This window comes from Mesorhizobium sp. WSM4833, from assembly GCF_055811095.1.
The window spans coordinates 212,373-230,210 of record NZ_JBVVQG010000005.1 but is presented as its reverse complement, the minus strand read 5'-3'; the positions used below and the strand labels follow the sequence as shown (position 1 = coordinate 230,210).

General features: G+C 64.2%; 22 protein-coding genes. 7 read left to right on the top strand and 15 right to left on the bottom strand.

The features are described 5' to 3' along the window. Positions 1-67: 67 nt before the first annotated feature. From AC0L2D_RS11850 to ureC, 7 genes are all read right to left on the bottom strand, one after another. A complete protein-coding gene (locus AC0L2D_RS11850) occupies positions 68-835 on the bottom strand; it encodes a class II aldolase and adducin N-terminal domain-containing protein (protein ID WP_473541107.1) in 768 nt (255 codons plus the stop codon). Between the two features lie 77 nt (positions 836-912). After that, entirely contained in the window at positions 913-1,557 is a 645-nt protein-coding gene (gene ureG / locus AC0L2D_RS11845) for an urease accessory protein UreG (RefSeq protein ID WP_473541105.1), read from the bottom strand. Next, on the bottom strand, positions 1,554-1,994 hold the full coding sequence (locus tag AC0L2D_RS11840) for a DUF3995 domain-containing protein (protein WP_024502040.1): 441 nt from the start codon (positions 1,992-1,994) through the stop codon (positions 1,554-1,556). Before AC0L2D_RS11840 ends, ureG begins: the two co-directional genes overlap by 4 nt. After that, positions 1,991-2,662 (bottom strand): urease accessory protein UreF, encoded by a 672-nt coding sequence (locus AC0L2D_RS11835; protein ID WP_473541235.1) that lies wholly within the window; start codon positions 2,660-2,662, stop codon positions 1,991-1,993. The genes AC0L2D_RS11840 and AC0L2D_RS11835 overlap by 4 nt, the downstream gene beginning before the upstream one ends. Next, entirely contained in the window at positions 2,655-3,248 is a 594-nt protein-coding gene (ureE, locus tag AC0L2D_RS11830; RefSeq protein ID WP_013528404.1) for an urease accessory protein UreE, read from the bottom strand. Before ureE ends, AC0L2D_RS11835 begins: the two co-directional genes overlap by 8 nt. Positions 3,249-3,407: 159 nt before the next feature. Next, positions 3,408-4,001, bottom strand: a complete 594-nt coding sequence (locus AC0L2D_RS11825) for a hypothetical protein (protein WP_013528402.1) — start codon at positions 3,999-4,001, stop codon at positions 3,408-3,410. Positions 4,002-4,093: 92 nt separating this feature from the next. After that, a complete protein-coding gene (gene ureC, locus AC0L2D_RS11820; RefSeq protein ID WP_473541104.1) occupies positions 4,094-5,806 on the bottom strand; it encodes an urease subunit alpha in 1,713 nt (570 codons plus the stop codon). Positions 5,807-5,988: 182 nt separating this feature from the next. Here ureC and AC0L2D_RS11815 point away from each other — a divergent pair, with 182 nt between their 5' ends. Together AC0L2D_RS11815 and AC0L2D_RS11810 are read left to right on the top strand one after the other, a co-directional pair. After that, positions 5,989-6,372: a hypothetical protein gene (locus AC0L2D_RS11815; protein WP_064992829.1), complete on the top strand. Its 384-nt coding sequence runs from the start codon at positions 5,989-5,991 to the stop codon at positions 6,370-6,372. Between the two features lie 129 nt (positions 6,373-6,501). Beyond that, complete coding sequence (locus tag AC0L2D_RS11810; protein ID WP_473541103.1) at positions 6,502-6,990, top strand: hypothetical protein; 489 nt, start codon at positions 6,502-6,504, stop codon at positions 6,988-6,990. Between the two features lie 20 nt (positions 6,991-7,010). Here the strand turns inward: AC0L2D_RS11810 and AC0L2D_RS11805 are convergent, their stop codons facing one another. Genes AC0L2D_RS11805 through AC0L2D_RS11785 form a run of 5 tightly spaced genes read right to left on the bottom strand, consistent with a single transcriptional unit; the run spans position 7,011 to position 9,375 of the window. After that, the gene (locus AC0L2D_RS11805; protein WP_013528398.1) at positions 7,011-7,316 is read right to left on the bottom strand and encodes an urease subunit beta; all 306 of its coding nucleotides are present in this window, start codon (positions 7,314-7,316) and stop codon (positions 7,011-7,013) included. Positions 7,317-7,324: 8 nt separating this feature from the next. Further along, complete coding sequence (locus AC0L2D_RS11800) at positions 7,325-7,912, bottom strand: HupE/UreJ family protein (protein ID WP_473541102.1); 588 nt, start codon at positions 7,910-7,912, stop codon at positions 7,325-7,327. Between the two features lie 33 nt (positions 7,913-7,945). After that, positions 7,946-8,200 (bottom strand): DUF1272 domain-containing protein, encoded by a 255-nt coding sequence (locus AC0L2D_RS11795; RefSeq protein WP_027161066.1) that lies wholly within the window; start codon positions 8,198-8,200, stop codon positions 7,946-7,948. Between the two features lie 10 nt (positions 8,201-8,210). Beyond that, on the bottom strand, positions 8,211-8,513 hold the full coding sequence (locus tag AC0L2D_RS11790; protein ID WP_013528395.1) for an urease subunit gamma: 303 nt from the start codon (positions 8,511-8,513) through the stop codon (positions 8,211-8,213). 28 nt (positions 8,514-8,541) lie between these two features. Next, positions 8,542-9,375, bottom strand: a complete 834-nt coding sequence (locus tag AC0L2D_RS11785; RefSeq protein ID WP_473541100.1) for an urease accessory protein UreD — start codon at positions 9,373-9,375, stop codon at positions 8,542-8,544. A 215-nt stretch (positions 9,376-9,590) separates the two neighbouring features. Between AC0L2D_RS11785 and AC0L2D_RS11780 the strand changes: the two genes are divergently transcribed. The 4 genes from AC0L2D_RS11780 to AC0L2D_RS11765 all read left to right on the top strand — a co-directional run bounded on the left by AC0L2D_RS11780 (position 9,591) and on the right by AC0L2D_RS11765 (position 12,341). Further along, positions 9,591-9,845 (top strand): acyl carrier protein, encoded by a 255-nt coding sequence (locus tag AC0L2D_RS11780; protein ID WP_013528393.1) that lies wholly within the window; start codon positions 9,591-9,593, stop codon positions 9,843-9,845. A gap of 5 nt (positions 9,846-9,850) precedes the next feature. Then, on the top strand, positions 9,851-11,059 hold the full coding sequence (locus tag AC0L2D_RS11775) for a beta-ketoacyl-[acyl-carrier-protein] synthase family protein (RefSeq protein WP_063170976.1): 1,209 nt from the start codon (positions 9,851-9,853) through the stop codon (positions 11,057-11,059). A gap of 163 nt (positions 11,060-11,222) precedes the next feature. Beyond that, positions 11,223-11,927, top strand: a complete 705-nt coding sequence (locus tag AC0L2D_RS11770; RefSeq protein ID WP_473541099.1) for a glutathione S-transferase N-terminal domain-containing protein — start codon at positions 11,223-11,225, stop codon at positions 11,925-11,927. A gap of 105 nt (positions 11,928-12,032) precedes the next feature. Then, positions 12,033-12,341 (top strand): hypothetical protein, encoded by a 309-nt coding sequence (locus tag AC0L2D_RS11765; protein ID WP_473541098.1) that lies wholly within the window; start codon positions 12,033-12,035, stop codon positions 12,339-12,341. Between the two features lie 42 nt (positions 12,342-12,383). Here AC0L2D_RS11765 and AC0L2D_RS11760 read toward each other — a convergent pair whose 3' ends face one another. The 3 genes from AC0L2D_RS11760 to AC0L2D_RS11750 form a co-directional block, all read right to left on the bottom strand. Beyond that, complete coding sequence (locus tag AC0L2D_RS11760) at positions 12,384-13,004, bottom strand: nucleoside triphosphate hydrolase (RefSeq protein ID WP_013528389.1); 621 nt, start codon at positions 13,002-13,004, stop codon at positions 12,384-12,386. A 110-nt stretch (positions 13,005-13,114) separates the two neighbouring features. Next, complete coding sequence (locus AC0L2D_RS11755) at positions 13,115-14,215, bottom strand: hypothetical protein (protein WP_473541097.1); 1,101 nt, start codon at positions 14,213-14,215, stop codon at positions 13,115-13,117. Positions 14,216-14,333: 118 nt separating this feature from the next. Beyond that, entirely contained in the window at positions 14,334-16,148 is a 1,815-nt protein-coding gene (locus tag AC0L2D_RS11750) for a methyl-accepting chemotaxis protein (RefSeq protein ID WP_473541096.1), read from the bottom strand. A 216-nt stretch (positions 16,149-16,364) separates the two neighbouring features. Between AC0L2D_RS11750 and AC0L2D_RS11745 the strand changes: the two genes are divergently transcribed. Then, positions 16,365-17,255, top strand: coding sequence for a D-alanyl-D-alanine carboxypeptidase family protein (locus AC0L2D_RS11745; protein ID WP_473541095.1), 891 nt, complete (start codon positions 16,365-16,367; stop codon positions 17,253-17,255). Positions 17,256-17,838: the final 583 nt, after the last annotated feature.

The following is a 17,838-nucleotide window of genomic DNA, read 5'->3' as shown; positions in this document are numbered from 1 at the left end:
GGCGCCGTCCCTCATCCGCCTGCCGGCACCTTCTCCCCGTATAGTGACGGCACGGGGAGAAGGACGCTCAATTCCGGTAGACCGGTTCCTGCTCGTCGAGGATCGCCTTCAACTCGCTGAGATGGCGTTCGGCCTGGCCGGGATAATCGTCCATCTCGCTCGCCGCCTTTTCGGCGATCGCGTCCGACAGCGTGCGCAGCGGGCGGCCGGTCCACAGCGCCTTGATGTAGGTCTCGGCGGCGCGTTCGAAATAGAACATGCGGTTGAAGGCATCGGCGACCGTGTCGCCGATGACCAGCACGCCGTGATTGCCCATCACCATCACCTTGACCTTGGGATCGACGAGAAGCTGCGAGCAGCGCTCGCCCTCCTCCTCGAAGGCCAGCCCGCCATAGTGCGCGTCGACGACATGGCGGTTGAAGAACATCGCCGAATTCTGGTCGATCGGCGGCAATTTCGAGTCAGCGAGCGATGCCAGCACCGTGGCGTGGATCGAGTGCACATGCATGACGCAGCGCGCGTGACGCACATTGCGATGGATGGCGCCATGCAGCCCCCACGCCGTCGGGTCGGGCGCATTGGGGCCGGAGAGCGTTTCCGGATCGTTGGCATCGATCATCAGAAGGTCGCTCGCCTTGATGCGCGAGAAATGCACCTGGTTGGGGTTCATGAGGAATTGTGTGCCCTCATCGTTGACGGCCAGCGAGAAATGATTGGCCACCGCCTCGTGCATGTTGAGCCGCGCCGTCCAGCGGAAGGCACAGGCGAGATCGACGCGCTCCTCATAGTAGGGCAGGTTGGTCAGCGTTTCCTTTTGCAGACGGGCAAGGCTCATCGAAAAATTCTCCGGTTTCGGCAAGAATGCCGTGGCCAGCCCATTCCCGCAACCGGTTTTGGTTGGTGCAGGGATGCTCACGCCGCCGTGCTGGCAGCGGCAGCGCCGGCTCGCAGGCCGCCATGCTCGATGATGAAATCGATCACCTCCTGCAGTCCCTTGCCGCGCGACAGGTCCGTGAAGCCGAACGGCCGCTTGCCGCGCATGCGGCCGGCGTCGCTCTCCATGACATCGAGATTGACGTTCACGTAGGGTGCCAGATCGCTCTTGTTGATGACCAGGAAATCGGAGCGGGTGATCGCCGGCCCGCCCTTGCGCGGAATCTCCTCGCCCTGGCAGACCGAGATGACATAGAGCGTCAGGTCGGCGAGATCCGGCGAGAAGGTGGCGGCAAGGTTGTCGCCGCCGGATTCGATGAAGACGATGTCGAGATCCGGGAACTTCCTGTTCATCTGCGCGATCGCCTGCAGATTGATCGAGGCATCCTCGCGGATCGCGGTATGCGGGCAGCCGCCGGTCTCGACACCCATGATGCGGTCCTCGGGCAGCGCCTGCAGCCGCGCCAGCATCATGGCGTCTTCCTTGGTGTAGATGTCGTTGGTGACGACGGCGAGGGAAAACTCGTCGCGCAGCGCCTTGCACAGTTTTTCGGTCAGCGTCGTCTTGCCCGAACCGACCGGGCCGCCAATGCCGACGCGCAGCGGACCATTTGTCTGTGTCATGCGGGAAACTCCGTGATGGCGAGGATGGCAAAGCCGAGCCCGATCAACAGGCACAGCGGCGAATAATAGCGGACATCGAGCCGCGCGAAAGGCTGTTCAGGCGTCAGCCGCCGCCACCATGGCGTGAAGCCGGCTATGCCGCGTCCCAGGAACACCAGACCGATGAGCAGCGACGTGGCGGCGAGACCCTCCTTGGGGAAGGGTGAAGCGAAGACTCCCATGAGCGCCAGCGGCCATAGTGTCGCCAGGCACAAGCACGCGGCAACGGCGAAACTGGCAAACGGCGTTGGCATCTCATCGACGCCGCGAAAGCCGACCACGGCGCGAGCGCAGGAGGCTGCGTCCTGGCCCGGCCAGATGCCGCCAAGGCCCCAATAGACATGCAGAACGGTGATCAGCAGCAGGACAAAGGATAGCGAGAAGGCGAGAAAAATCATGAGCGGAACAGTCGCGAATATTGGGTTTCATGCTTCATCGCCATGACATCGGAGACGAAGGCGCAGCCACCGAGATCGTCGAGTGTCGAGCGCGCGGCGCGGCTTGCGGTCGCCAGGGCCAGCGGCTCGAAGCCGGCTAACAACGTGGTCGCGCCGCTCTGGCCGACGATGCCAAGCCGGATCGCTGCCTGCACAAGGTTGGAGAAGAAGGTTTGCAGGAAGGCTGACAGCGCATCCTGAAGCGCGATGCCGTTGCCACCCGCAATGGCGCCGACGGCGACGCAATAGGCGCATTCGGCCGGTAAGCGCTCCAGCACCGGATTAGGCCAGGCGGCCGCCGCTTTGAGGAAGGCCGCACCCTGCAGCATGGTCTCGGTATGGCGTTCGCGCGAGCCGGCCAGGGCTTCGGCGAGTGCCGCCACTTCATCGAGATCACCGGTGCCGCATGCTCGGCGCCAGCTCTCGGCGAACAGCACGGCGTCGTTCCAGCCCGAGCCCATCTCGACCAGCGTCTCCAGCCAGCCGGCGAGGCTCCCGGCATCGGCAACCAACCCGTCCTGCACCGCCCGCTCGAGACCATGGCTGTAGGAAAAGCCGCCGACCGGAAAGGCAGGCGACAGCCACGCCATCAGCCGCAGCAGGGCGATGTTCGAAGGCTGGTCAGTCATGATCGTGGTGATGGCCGGCATGACTGTGCGAATGGGAATGCGCTTCGCCATGAGAATGGCTGTGCGCTTCGGCGTGGCTGTGGGCATGCGCATGGCCGTGATCGTGGCTTTGCCCGCCATGCCCGGAATAGGCGCCGCGCACCGGCTTGAACGGTTCGGAAACGTCGCTCACCGTGGCGCCCAGCCCCTCCAGCATCGCCTTGATGACATGGTCGCGCAGGATGAGGATGCGTCCGGCCTCGATGCCTGCCGCGAGATGGCGGTTGCCGATATGCCAGGCGAGCTCGGCCAGATGCACGCCATCGCGGGCGCGGATGTCGTAGACCTCTTCCGGTGCCGCGATGATCTCGATATGGCCGCCATTCTCCAGCACCAGCCGGTCGCCATCGTTCAAGGCGACGGGTTCGGGCAGGTCGACCAGCACCTTGCCGCCGTCGGCAAGTTCGATGGCCCGGCGGCGCAGATGCCGCTCGTCATGGGCGAGAATGGCCCGGCCGGACGGTAGGGTGGTTCCGGCAGCGCCGGCGGACAGCACCGAGACGGCGCGCGGGAATTTGGTGAAGTCGGTGTTGAGGTTGAGTTTCATTTCATGGATTTCCCATTTGCTTGTGCCCGCACACGCGCAGGCCGCGCCAGCGGTCGAAATAAGCGTTGACGCGCGGCTGACCCGGGATCCACGCGGATCCAACGGCCTTGTACATGTCGAACCCTGCCTTTCCCCAACAAGCTAGATCATCGCGTTCGTTCAGACGATGGTGTCGAAGAGCCGCAGGATGAACGATATCTGGTAGATAAGCGCCGCCGTGACAAAGGCGATGTGGAAGCGGCGGTCGCGCACCAGGATCGCGATGATGCAGAGCGCGACGAAGACCGGCGTGCGGAACAGATACTCGCTGCCGAAGCGGGCGAAATGCTCCGGACCCTTCAGCAGCGTGTCGACCACGTCGAGCAGATAGGTCGCCGCCAGCAGGCCGAAGAACCACGCCCGGCGCGAATAGAAGAAATCCTCGTAGCTGGTGTAGTCCAGCATCGAATCGGGAAACAAAAGCGCGCACAGCAGGAACAGCGTGATCGCGTAGAAAATGATGAACAAATATTTGCCGAAGGTCCAGGTCTCGACGGCGTAGAGGCCGAACTCCCACCACCAGAAATGCACCAGCATCAGGAGCACCGAGACGACCCAGGCCAGATGCACGGTATAGAGCTTGTACTGGCCGGGATGCTGGACGATGCGCGCCACCCCCGACAGCAGGCGGGCGACACCAAGCCCGATCACCATGCCCATGACGATGCGGATGTGCGGGAAGATGTCGTGGGCGGAAGCGATTTCGGTGGTCATGCTCGATCACAATGCAGCTGTTGGTTGGCCGCATAGTGCTGCCTTCCACCAAGGGCTGCAACGGATAATGCTCGCCCGGTGGAAGCGCCGCTTCAAAACAGAAAATACCGTTGCGCCATCGGCAGCACCGTCGCCGGCTCGCAGGTCAGCAACTCGCCGTCGGCGCGCACCTCGTAGGTTTCCGGATCGACCTCGACATGCGGCGTTGCGTCGTTGAGCACCATCGAATGCTTGCCGATGCCGCCGCGGGTGTTTTCGACGGCGACGAACTGCTTGTCGACACCGAGCCTGCCATGCAGTCCCGACTCGAGCGCTGCTTTCGAAACGAACGTCACCGACGAGTTGGTCCTGGCCTTGCCATAGGCGCCGAACATCGGCCGGTAATGCATCGGCTGCGGCGTCGGGATCGAGGCGTTGGGGTCGCCCATCGGGGCGGCGGCGATCATACCGCCGATCAGCACCATGTCCGGCTTGACGCCGAAGAAGGCCGGGTTCCACAGCACCAGGTCGGCGCGTTTGCCAACCGCGATCGAGCCGATGTCTTTCGACAGCCCATGCGCGATGGCCGGGTTGATCGTGTATTTGGCGATGTAGCGGCGGACGCGGAAATTGTCGTTGTTGCCGGTCTCCTGCGGCAGCGAGCCGCGCTGGCGTTTCATCTTGTCGGCGGTTTGCCAGGTGCGGATCGCGACTTCGCCGACGCGGCCCATGGCCTGCGAATCCGACGAGATGATCGAGAAGGCGCCGATGTCGTGCAAAATGTCTTCCGCCGCGATGGTCTCCTTGCGGATGCGGCTTTCGGCAAAGGCGATGTCTTCGGGGATCGAGGGCGACAGATGATGGCAGACCATCAGCATGTCGAGATGCTCGGCCAGCGTGTTGACCGTGTAGGGCCGCGTCGGATTGGTCGAAGACGGAATGACGTTGGGCAGGCCGCAGACCTTGATGATGTCGGGCGCGTGGCCGCCGCCGGCGCCCTCGGTGTGGAAGGCGTGGATGGTGCGGCCCTTGATGGCGGCGACCGTGTTCTCGACAAAGCCGGATTCGTTCAGCGTGTCGGTGTGGATCATCACCTGCACGTCGTAATCGTCGGCGACCGACAGGCAGCAATCGATGGCCGCCGGCGTCGTGCCCCAGTCCTCGTGCAGCTTCAGCGAGCAGGCGCCGCCCAGCACCATTTCCTCGAGCGCGGCGGGCAGCGAGGCATTGCCCTTGCCCGACAGGCCGATGTTCATCGGAAAGGCGTCGAAGGACTGGATCATGCGGGCCATGTGCCATGGCCCCGGTGTGCAGGTGGTGGCCAGCGTGCCGTGCGCCGGACCGGTGCCGCCGCCGAGCATGGTGGTGATGCCTGACATCAACGCTTCCTCGATCTGCTGCGGGCAGATGAAGTGGATATGCGCGTCGAAGCCGCCTGATGTCAGGATCTTGCCTTCGCCGGCGATGATCTCGGTGCCGGGGCCGATGATGATGGTGACGCCATCCTGCGTGTCCGGATTGCCCGCCTTGCCGATGGCCGCGATGCGCCCGTCGCGAAGCCCGACATCGGCCTTGAAGATGCCTGCACTGGCATCGATCACCAGCGCGTTGGTGATCACGGTATCGACGGCGCCTTGCGCCTTGGAAACCTGGCTCTGGCCCATGCCGTCGCGGATCACCTTGCCGCCGCCGAATTTCACCTCTTCGCCATGGATGGTGAGATCCTTCTCGACCTCGATGAACAGTTCGGTGTCGGCAAGCCGTACTCTGTCGCCGACCGTCGGGCCGTACATCTGCGCGTAGGCGGCGCGGGTAATTCTGGCCATCAGCGATTGCTCCCGAAATGCGGTTTGCCGAAATGCGGTTGGATTGAAGCGCGGCTGCACATTGCTGCCATCCTATGGTCACGCAATGACCTGCTGGGCGACACCTTCTGATCCCATTTGGCGGTTGAGGTTAGGGGGTCACCCCAGACCGACCGTTTGCCAATCGATGGAAAGGAAAATCCATGCGCAAAACGATAGCTCTTGCCGCCGCAGCCAGCCTGATGCTGGCGGGCGCCGCCAGTGCCCAGCAGCAACCCGCGCCACAGCCCGCTCCGGCGCCGGCAACGCCTGCTCCAGCCACGCCCCAGGCTCAGCCGGCCGTTCCGACGATCCAGAGCGTCAACATCGTCGACATCACGGAGCTGCCAAAGGACACCCAGACGCAGGTCAACCAGGTGATCGCCCAGCGCGGCGATGACGGCTTGAAGAAACTGCGCAGCTCGATCGACGCCACACCCAAGGTCAAGTCGGCGCTCGAAGCCAAGGGAATGACCTCGGCGCAGGTGGTCGCAGCCAGTATGGAACCCAATGGCGCACTGACCCTGATCACCAAGAAGGCGAGCTGACGCCACGGCATGGCGGGCCGGCATCCGGCCGGCCGGCCGCATCGGGAAAGGAACCTTCGCCGGGCCGGATTCGTTTTGTTCTTTTCGCGCTAACCCGCGCCCCGAAACGATTTCTCTCAGGAGCGAGCGATGGCGATCACTTCTTTCTCGACCAGAATGCAGGCAGTCGCCGCCATGGCGTTCCTGGCGGCGGCTGGTCCTGCTGCCGGACTGAAGGCGCAAGGACTGGAAAGCACGGAGACCGTCAATCGCATCGTTGGCTCGCAGGTCAAGCAGGAAGAGGCCAAGGCCAACACTGAGGCCGGCAACGTCAACACGGCGATCGACCGCACGCGTGAAAACATCGGCACGGTGCGCAAGACATCCAAGCTCGACAAGGTCGACATCGTGTTCCTCACCGACGCCGCGCGCAGCGAAGGCGGCCCGCCGCCGGAGATCGAGGCCAAGGTCAAGCAGCATCAGGACGACATTACGGAGCTGCGCAAGGAGATCGAGGCCAACGCGCTGCTGTTCAACGCCATCGAATCGCGGCGCGTGCAGGCGCAGGATGTCCTCGCCGTCGAATTCGACAATCCCGGAAAGATCGTCATCTACGCCGCGGCCAAGCCATCGAACTGAGCTGAGCGCGCCGGAAGATCTCACAGCTTGCCCATCACCTTCTGCTGAAATCCGTAGACCTCGCGCTTCCCGCCGAGCGGCACCAGCGTGACGTCGCGCTCCTGGCCCGGCTCGAAGCGCATGGCCGTGCCCGCGGCAATGTCGAGGCGCATGCCACGCGCCCGTTCGCGGTCGAATTTCAGCCCCTCATTGGTTTCGAAGAAATGGTAGTGGCTGCCGACCTGGATCGGCCGGTCGCCGCTGTTGGCGACTTTCAGGGTGACGGTCTGCAGGCCCTTGTTGAGCTCGATGTCGCCGCCCACCGTGATGATTTCACCGGGGATCATGGTCACCCTCACACGATGCCGAAGGCGAGACCGATGCCGATCGCCGCGCAGGCGGCACCGGCAGCGCGGGCCAGGCCACGAAACCGGATGCCGAGACCGAGACCGGCGGCGATGCCGGTGGCATGCAGCAACAGCGTGGCGATGGCAAAGCCGGCCATGTATTCAAGCCCGCCGGCATTCTCCGGCACCTCGGTGCCATGCGCGTGGCCGTGGAAAAGTGCGAACAGGCCGATGATGGCGACGCCGGCCGAGACCGGCAGATCGATCGCCAGCGCCACCAGCAGTCCGAGTGTCACGACCGATGCCAGTATGCCCGGTTCGACGAAGGGCAGCGGCATATGCAGCATGCCCAGCGCGCCGCCGACCAGCATGACGCCGACAAAGGCAGCCGGCCAGGCAAGAACCGCCTTGCCGCCCTTGAGCGCCGCCCACAGCCCGACCGCGATCATCACCGTCATGTGATCGAGGCCGGAGAGCGGGTGCATGAAGCCGGCCGTGAAGGAGGAGGTGGTACCCAGGCCGACATGGGCATGGGCCGGCAGGGCGGCGGCCAGCAGCAGGATCGCCGACAGGCAGAGGCGTTTGGCGGATATCATTCTGTTTGCCTTTCGTTTTGCTCGGTCTGGTGTTCACGCCGCCTTGCGGGGGCCGCAGCCTTCGGCCTTGAGAACGCGTTTGCTCGACGCCGGATATTTCTTCAGCATCGCTGCCGGGCGGATCGGCCGCGCCGAAAAACCACCGCCGCAATTGGGGCAGATGCCGCCCAACACCTGTTCCACGCATCCGGCGCAAAAGGTGCACTCGAAGGTGCAGATCAGCGCATCCGTCGCCTCGGGCGGCAGGTCCTTGTCGCAGCATTCGCAGTTGGGACGCAGCTCCAGCATTCTGTCCTCCTCAACGGATCGGTTCGTGCACGGTCACCAGCTTGGTGCCGTCGGGAAACGTCGCCTCGACCTGCACGTCATGGATCATCTCGGCGATGCCTTCCATGACTTGCGCGCGGCTGACGACATGAGCGCCGGCTTCCATCAGTTCGGCGACCGGACGGCCGTCGCGGGCGCCTTCGACGACGAAATCGGTGATCAGCGCAATCGCTTCCGGATGGTTGAGCTTGACGCCGCGTTCGAGCCGCTTGCGCGCCACCATCGCCGCCATGGCGATCAGCAGCTTGTCCTTTTCCCTCGGCGTCAGGTTCATGCGTTTCCCTGGATTGGTAGAGGCAGGCCTATAGTGACCATAATTTGGGCAACCCCGCCCTTCCGTTGAGCAATTCGACGAGTGGAACCAGCCGCTGGCGCAGTCGGTAGCCATCCCCGGCGTAGAGCCTCGCAAGAAGCTTGCCAGATTTCTTCACGCACCAGGCGCTGGCGCTGCCCTGGTCGCCGACGATCTCCAGAACCGGATCGAGCAGGGCTTCGGCGCGTGGCGATACCAGAAGCAATGTCGCCACCGCGATCGCGCCGCCGGCAACCGCCGGGCGATCGAGCGTTGCGGCGATATCGGGTCCGATGCGGAAATCCTCGGCATGAACGAGGGCGCCATCCTGACGCACACGCCAGCGGTCATGGAAGTTGCCCTGCGTGGCGCGTTCGCCCATCGCCAGGCGGCCGAAGACGGCGGCTTCCAGCACCAGCGCCTCGGCGCCGACGGCAAGCTCGACGTCGAGCGTACGGGCAAAGGCCGCCCTGTCGAAGACGATGGTTTCCTGCGGCAGCCAGGCGATGCGGCCGTTTTCGCCTACCGACAAATTGACCCGCACTTCGGCATGGTCGGATGACGCCCGGTAGATCTTCTCGCAGGCCTGCGTGGTGATCGATGCCGAAGCGGCCGCGCCGACATCCACGTCCCAGGCGATACGGTCGCCGCCCGTCATTCCGCCGGCGGTGTTGATCAGCACCGCTTCGAGCGGATCGGCCGAGACGGCCGGCATTCTTATCTTGGCGGCGCCGTCCTGATAGAGGCGCCGCAGGCGCGTGCGGCCCTCACTGAGCGCACAGGAAAGCCGCGCCACGCCCGCAACGCGCTGCGTCGAAATCCCGCCATGTTCGGCCATATCCATGCCTGCACGTTAAGCACTCCGGCGGCTTTGTCGATATGGAGTTCGATATAGCTTGTTGCTTGACAACGTTTCGGTTTCTATAGAGGGAACCACCTTGGTACGGTCATGCTGCGCTTGGCGGGGGTATTAAACGACGACGGCGGCTTGATACCAGGAGAAAAAGGGGCGCTGCTCAGTCGGCGTCGGGAAACGCGAGATAGTGGGGAAGGAACCGAATGGCCGACCAGCTGGCAACGGATATCATCGCGAAGATCAAGGCTCATGCCGAGCCGGGCGGCGAAGAAATCACCACCACCACCGAATTGACCTCGCTTGGCATCCATTCGCTCGAGCTGACGGAGATTATCTTCGATCTTGAGGAAGAGTATGGCATCGAGATCGAGATGAACACGGTCGACGCCTGGAGCAATCTGAAGAACGTCGGCGACATGGTCGAAGCTGTGCGCGCGCTGATCGCGAAAAAAGCCTGAACTGAATGCGGCAGCGCGTTGTCATCACCGGCATGGGCGGCATTTGCGGGCTCGGCACCAGCGCGCCCGCGATCTGGAATGAGATGCGCGCCGGCCGCTCGGCCATCGGCCAGATCACAAGTCCCCAACTGCATGATTTGAAGGTCAAGGTCGGCTGCGAAATCAAGACGCTTCCCGATCACGGCATCGACCGCAAGCAGACCGTGTCGATGGACCGCTTCAGCCTGCTGGCGACGATCGCAGCCAGGGAAGCCATGCAGCACGCCGGCCTGGTTTCGAATGAAGCCACCACTTATCGGATGGGCACCGTCGTCGGTGTCGGCGTCTGCGGCTGGGAGGCGATCGAGGAGAGCTATCGCGCCATCCTGGTCGAGGGCAAGAACCGCGCCGGCATCTTCACCGTGCCAAAGGTCATGCCAAGCGCGGCCTCCGGCCATGTCAGCATGAATCTGGGCCTGCGCGGCCCGGTCTTCGGCGTCACCTCGGCCTGCTCATCGTCCAACCACGCCATCGCCTCGGCCGTCGACCAGATCAGGCTTGGCCGCGCCGACGTGATGGTCGCCGGCGGCACCGATGCGCCGCTGGTCTGGGGCATCCTGAAGGGCTGGGAAGCACTGCGCGTGCTGGCGCCCGACACCTGCCGGCCATTTTCGGCCGACCGCCAGGGACTGTCGCTCGGCGAGGGCGCCGGCATGGCGGTCCTGGAGACGTACGAGCACGCCATGGCGCGCGGCGCCACCATCCTTGCCGAGGTCGCCGGCGCCGGCCTCTCCGCCGATGCCTCCGACATTGTCGCGCCGACCGTCGAAGGGCCGACGGCGGCCATGCGCGCCTGCCTCGCCGATGCCGGCTTCAATCCCGAGGATGTCGACTACCTCAACGCCCATGGCACCGGCACCAAGGCCAACGACCAGATCGAGACGGCAGCGATCAAGCGCGTCTTCGGCGACCATGCCTACAAGCTTTCGGTGTCGTCGACCAAGTCGATGCACGCCCATTGCCTCGGCGCATCGGGTGCGCTGGAGATGATCGCCTGCGTGATGGCGATCCGCGAAGGCATCGTGCCGCCGACGGCCAATTTTCGTGAGGCCGATCCCGATTGCGACCTCGACGTCACGCCGAATGTGCCGCGCGAGCGCAAGGTGCGCGCCGCGATCAGCAACGGCTTCGCGTTCGGCGGCACCAATGCCGTGCTGGCCTTCAAGGCTGTCTGATCTAAGGGGCGGGCGGATCTGCCCCAGGCCGGCCATTCCGTTGACTGTCCGTGCTCGATGAAACCCTTCGCCGCCATATTGATCGTGCCGTGCGCCGCGTCTAATCCTTGGCCGACCCGCCAAAACCGCGCCGCTCGGCGCGAATCCTCATCCAGGAGTTTCCATGGCAGACCTGTCCGCCTTTCCGATCGCAACGCGTTGGCCGGCCAAGCATCCGGACCAGCTCCAGCTCTATTCGGCGACAACGCCGAACGGGGTGAAGATATCGATCGCCCTGGAGGAACTCGGCCTTCCTTACGAGCCGCATTGGGTCAACATCGGCCAGAACGAAAGCTGGACACCGGAATTCCTGTCGCTCAATCCCAACGGCAAGATACCGGCGATCATCGATCCCAACGGCCCGGACGGCAAGCCGATCGGCCTGTTCGAATCCGGCGCCATCCTGCTCTACCTCGCTGAAAAGACCGGCCTGCTCATGCCCATTGATGGCGCGCGCCGCTACGAGACCATCCAGTGGGTGTTCTTCCAGATGGCCTCGGTCGGGCCAATGTTCGGCCAGGTCGGCTTCTTCCACAAATTCGCCGGCCGCGAGATCGCCGACAAACGCCCTCTGGAGCGCTATCGCGACGAGTCAAAGCGACTGCTCGGCGTGCTCGACGGCCGGCTGAAAGGGCGCAAGTGGATCATGGGCAATGACTACACCATCGCCGACATCTCGCTGCTCGGTTGGGTGCGCAACCTGATCGGATTCTACGAAGCGCGCGAACTCGTCGGCTTTGACGATTTCGCCCATCTGGGAACATGGCTGGAGCGCGGCCTGGCGCGGCCGGCGGTGCAAAAAGGCCTGACCGTCCCGGCCAAGGGATAGAAAAACCAGCCTCCGAAGTGCGGCTATTTCGCCTTCGCTTTAGCTTTCGAACCGCCTTTGCCCATGACGGAAGCAGCGAGCGACGCAGCACCTCGGGCGGCGACCATGACCGCGCCGGCAGCGACGTTGGCCGTGGCCTTGGCCGTGCGCATCGCACTGCCGCCTAAGGAGTCGCTGGAACTCGCGGGCTTCTTCGGCTTTGGGGCTTTTGGCGCGGCTTTCGCTGCGGTCGGCACCACTTTCTTCGGCGCTGCCTTGCCGAAAGCCGGCTTGGCGTCCTTTGAACGGGCTGTCATCGCCGGGCCGGCGCCGGTTTTGGATTGGGTCGCCTTGCCCTTGGCGGGCGCAGGCTTTTTTGCCTTGGTTGCCATTGGACCGAATCCCTCTTTTGGCACAATTGTCGTGTCGGGATAACGGCCTGAAAGTCTTAAGGTTCCCCTTGCACAATCCGTCGAATCAAGCGGAAAGGCCGATCACCAGATCGGCGGCACTGCGCCGCGCGAGCACGCGCTCGATGTTGGGCAGGTCGTTGGAAGCGATCCAGGCGCGCGCATCTTCATCGGAGCGGCCATGCTCGTGCCAGCGCTCCATCAGGCGGCGCTCGAGCTCGTTTCGCGGCACGTCGACGAAGATCGAGAAATCGAACAGCGGCGCCAGCCGCGACCACGGCTCTTCGTCGAGCAGCAGGTAATTGCCCTCGACCAGGATGAACTTGGTTTCTGTGGCGACGATCGAGGCTGCGGCGCGCGACAGTTCCATGCTGCGGTCGAAGACCGGAATGGCGATGTCGGGTTCACCGGCACGGATACGCTTCAGCAAGGCCTCAAAACCGGCAAAGTCGAAGGTTTCCGGCGCGCCCTTGCGCGCGCGCAGACCGCGCCGCTCGAGCACGGCGTCGTCATAGTGGAAGCCGTCCATCGGTACGACCTCCGCTGCACCTTCGGGCAGCAGTTCATGCAGCCTTGCCGACAGCGTCGACTTGCCGGCGCCCGGTGGACCGGCAATGGCGACGATGAAGCGGTTTGCCTTGCCGGCACGCTTGAAGATGGTGGCGGCGAGATGGGCGATTTCGGACATGAGAGCCTCTCTGGCAGAGCTTCAGATCCACCATGTTCCGCATGATGATTTCGGCCACATCTTGGCGACAGTTCACGGAAATTTCAAACCCTGCGGCCGCGCAATCACACCTACGAGGCCAGCGGCTGGCCAATGCGCAGGAAATCGCTGTCGAAGGGAACCTCCCGCGTCGAACCACCGGCTTGCAGCCGCATGCGGCCATCCGCCGTCGTGACGTCCCGCGGCGGCTCGCCGCCCGACAGCGGCAGGACGCCGATGACGTGGCGAAAGGACACGCTTTGGCCTTCGCCCAGCGCAAAAGCGGTCGCCACCCCTTCGCGCTTCAGCCAGTTGTCGCCGATCGAGGCGGCATGGCCGACGGCAGCGCGGCCATCCTCGATGCCGAGCACGCCAAGGTGGCGGCCGCTCCATGGGGCGTAGTCGCGCCCGCCATTGCTGAACCACAGCATGGTGATTGGCAGTTCGGCCGGGTTCTTCAGCACCAGCACCAGATCGTCCTCGGCCTGTCGTGCAAGCGCGGTCCATCCCGGCCCGCCATGGTCGGCTTCGACCAGCGTGATGAAATCCTCGCGGCGGTCATCCATGCGGTATTCCGTCAGGTCGAGCGTGCCGCCGCCAGCGGCGGGAAAATGACCGAGATCGGTGGAGCGAGCCGGATAGGCGAGCATGAAGCGGCCGCGTGCGGGATCGGGCTCCAGCGGATCGTCCAGCGTCGCGGCAAAACGTTTGGGCGAAAAGGCCAGCCTGCCGCCGCCGGTCATGGCCGTCATCGGGTGATGGGCGATCGAGATCGCACCATGGCCGCCGGAAAACGCATGCTCCTGGTAGAGGAAGGGATGGCCGTCGCGCAGCGTCAGGATCTTGTCGACCGAAGCGCCCATCACCTCGTGCCGCAGGCGATAGACGGCGCGCCAGCCATCGTCGGTCGCGACACTTTCGACGACATCCCAGGCACTGTTGGCCGTCCAGCCATGCAGCGGCGCTTCCTCGACATCGCTGCGCGAAAACGGCGCGCAGAGGAAATCGCCGGACAGCCGAACCGTGCCTTCCGGCAGGTCTTTCGGCAGCGTCTCGTTCGCATCGACCCAGCGCGCGCGATGCAGCGGCTTCAGCTGCCGCCCATCGCCCTCGACGACCATGTCGGCGATGTGGCCGACCGTGAGGTCGAGCGAAACCGAAATGCCTCTGGCCTTGATGGTGTGGATGGTCATTTGCGCTGTCACCGATTCTGAAGGCGCAAACTGAACCGTTCGGCGGCGGTTGCGCAAGCGCCGCGACAGGCATTTTGCATCAGCGCCCTTTCACCTTCCCCACAAAGGGGAGGGTGAGCTACTGTCGCTTGTATTCCCGCACCGGCGACTTGGTGTCGTCGGTGTAGGTAACCTGCACCGACATCGATTTCACGCTGTCGGCGACCTTGAAATAGGGCTGGTAGTCGTAGGGGATGGCGTAGGGGTCCTTCTTGTCGCAAGGCGGCATCTTGATCTCTTTGTCGAGTGCCGCGCCGTTCAAGCTGTAATGCACCTGTTTGATGGCGCAGCGGTAGGACAGCATCTGGGTGAAATAGACCAGGCCGTGGTTGCCGCTGGCATCGAAGGCGATCCACGAGGTCCAGAACTGGTCGAGGATCTGCTTGTTGCCTTGCTGAAGCGCTGTCTCGGGGTCGAAGCGGATGTCGAACGGGCCGGTCTCGCGGCCCCTGATGTCGAGATATTTGATCGCAATGATCCCCGCCACCGTGCTGTCGGGCATCTCGAAGCTCGGATTGGCCATCGGCTTGCCGGTCGTCTGGTCGTTCATGGCCAGGAAACCGGTGTCGGTGAACGGACCGCTGTCGCCCATGCGCCAGGAGATGGCGGTCGCCGGCTCGGGCAGCGAGATGGTCATCGACCAGCCCTGGTTGGAGCGCATCGGCGTCAGCGAAGGCACGAAGCGGGCGGGGTCGAGCACGTCGCCAAGCGCCGCCAGCCGGCTGCGGCTGCGGTCCAGCCAGTCGGCCAACTGCGTCTGGTCGACGAAATATTTGAGCAACCCGCCATCCTGTTCGTAGGACGTGAACTTGGTCAGCGCCTTGGCCTCGTTGCGCTTGTCGGCCAGCGTCTGGGCGCCGAGGCGGTCTTCGGAAAACTCCTGCGCCAACAGGAAATAGGCCGGCGCGAAATCCGGATTGGCTGATATGAAGGCGTTGAGCTTGTCCAGGCGCTGGGCGTCGTCGAACTGCTGGATATGCACGAGCTTGATCGACAGCGCCTTGCCCTTGTCGGCAAACGCGCCGAACACCTCGCGCGCGCCGGCCTTGCCGTCCTGCACCCGAAGCAGCGTGGCAAAGCGCGTATAGGGGTCGATGGCGTCGACGTCGAAGCCGGCAAAGGCGAGGTAGGAGCGCCGCGCATTGAGCATGTCGCCGGACAACTCGTAGACTCGGGCATTGTGGTAGAACTCGTCCGGCCGCTTCGGCTCGGCGATCGCCCCGCCCTGCGCGGCCAAGGCGGCAAAGCCCTTGGCGATGATGTCGATCGAGGCGGCGATCTGCACGGTCGTCGCTTGCAGCTTCTCGGTCTGGGCCTGCTGCTGCGCCTGGCCGGCGACCAGCGTCTCGGTCTCCTTCTTCACCTCGTCGGTGGTCTTCTGCACTTCCGCCGTCCGCTCAGTCTGCTGCTGCTGGACGGACGCGATCTCGTCGGTCTTTTTCGCCACCGTGTCGGTCGACTGCTTGACCGCCTCCACCGTCTTTTGCGTCTGCGTGACGGTCTGCTCGATCTTCGCAACTTTCTCGGTAACGATGCCCATCGACTGCTGCAACCCGGCAATGGCCGGCACCAGGCTGGCGATCACCCCGTGCTGGGCGTTGGTCTGCTGCTGCAGGCCGTAGACGCCGCCGGCGACGGCCGCCGCACTGGTGGCGAAGATCAAGGCCGGCAGCGCCTTGGCCGCCAGCACCAGCCGGAGCACGATGGCAATGGCGATGATGATTGCGGCGACCGCGGCGACCAGCGCGACATAGGCGGCGAACGGCGCCAGCGGATTGAGGATGTCGGATACGGCACCCCCGACAAAGGCGACGCTGCCGGCCCATTTGCCGGTGCGGCTGAGTGATGCCCTGATAAGCGAGGGCGCAGCGCCCCCGGCCCCGATGTTCGTCATGCCAAGCCCCCAAGCCCTCGATACCACGCCCCTTCCCACGGGAAACGCGGCCTTGGCAAGCAAAGACACGGGAAAACCGGCGTTTTCGCGGCGGATGCCAAGCTTGCGCGGCTCGACAATCCTGGGGCTAACCGGCATTAACCAAATGGACGCAACAGCCGCGTTACGTTAGCGTCGTCTCATCTCAGCAACAGCCGACCCAGAACAGTCCAGCCCTTGTCCTACCTGCGTCCCCTTCCGCTCATCCAGAGAGTTTTTGCGGCACTAGCCCTGCTGGTGCTGCTGGCCGGCTGCTCGACCACGACGCCGCCGGACTCGGTGCTGGCCGTGCCGGCGCCGGCGCAGAAATATGCGGCCATCGTGGTTGACGCCAGGACCGGCAAGCAGCTGTTCGAGGTCAGCTCGACGGCGCAGCGCTACCCCGCCTCGCTGACCAAGATGATGACGCTGTATCTTTTGTTCGAGGCGCTGGAGTCCGGCCGCGTCAGCAAGCAGACGCAGATCCCGGTTTCGGACCATGCCGCCTCGCAGCCGCCGACCAAGATGCGCTTCCGGCGCGGCGAAAGCATCGACGTCGATTCCGCGATCCGCGCCATCGTCGTCAAATCGGCCAATGACGTGGCGGTGGCGGTCGGCGAATATCTCGGCGGCTCGGAGGATCAGTTCGCCGCCATGATGACATCCAAGGCGCGCCAGCTCGGCATGACCAGCACCACCTTCCGCAACGCGTCGGGCCTGCCCGACGATGGCCAGATGACGACGGCGCGCGACATGGCGGTGCTCGGCATGGCGCTGCATCAGCGCTTTCCCCAGCAGTTCCACTATTTCTCCGAAAGCGACTTCATGTTCCGCGGCCGGCTGGTGCGCGGCCACAACGACATGCTCGGCCGCGTGCGCGGCGTCGACGGCATCAAGACCGGCTACATCAGGGCGTCCGGCTTCAACATCGTCACCTCCTACAATGCCGACGGCCGCAATTTGATCGTCGTGGTGATGGGCGCCGACTCAGCCCGCCAGCGCAACGACCATGTCGAAGCGCTGATCCAGCGCAGCCTGTCGCCGACCACGGACGGCGCCAAGACCAGGCTGATGTTCGCGGAACAGTGAGGAGTGGTCCGCGTAGCGGACAAAAGCCAATTGCTTGGCTTTTTGAACGACGAACGCCCTGAGCCTGCGAAGGGCGAGCTGCCGGTAGCAAGCATCGCGCTTGGCTGCGCGGGGATGGATGTCGATAGGAATTTTTTCTTGACTCTGAGGGCAGCTATGCTACTATTTTCGGTATGGTGCTGAGTCGCGCCAATTGATCGACTGGAAACGTGACCCGCCCGCAAGGCGGGTTTTTTGTTGCCCGCCGCCCTGCAGAACCTTGTGCACGTTGGCGGGACAGCGCCCCCCTCTGTCCTGCCGGATATTCGTTGCTCGGAAAGCCAAGCAATTGGCTTTCCGCCCGCTGCGCGGACCGCTCCTCAACCCGGGGGGAGATTGGCAGCTTCGGCGCTCCGCTCACTCCTGTGACGGTGGAAATTGGCGAAAGCCGGGACAACAGCCAATCTCCCCCCTTGAGGGGGAGATGTCCGGCAGGACAGCGGGGGGTGATTGGCGCAAACATCGGGCAAGTTCTTCCCGCTCCGGCCAATCTGGAACGTCTCCACCCGCCCTGAGAGGCGAGCCGCCGCCAGCCACATCGCCT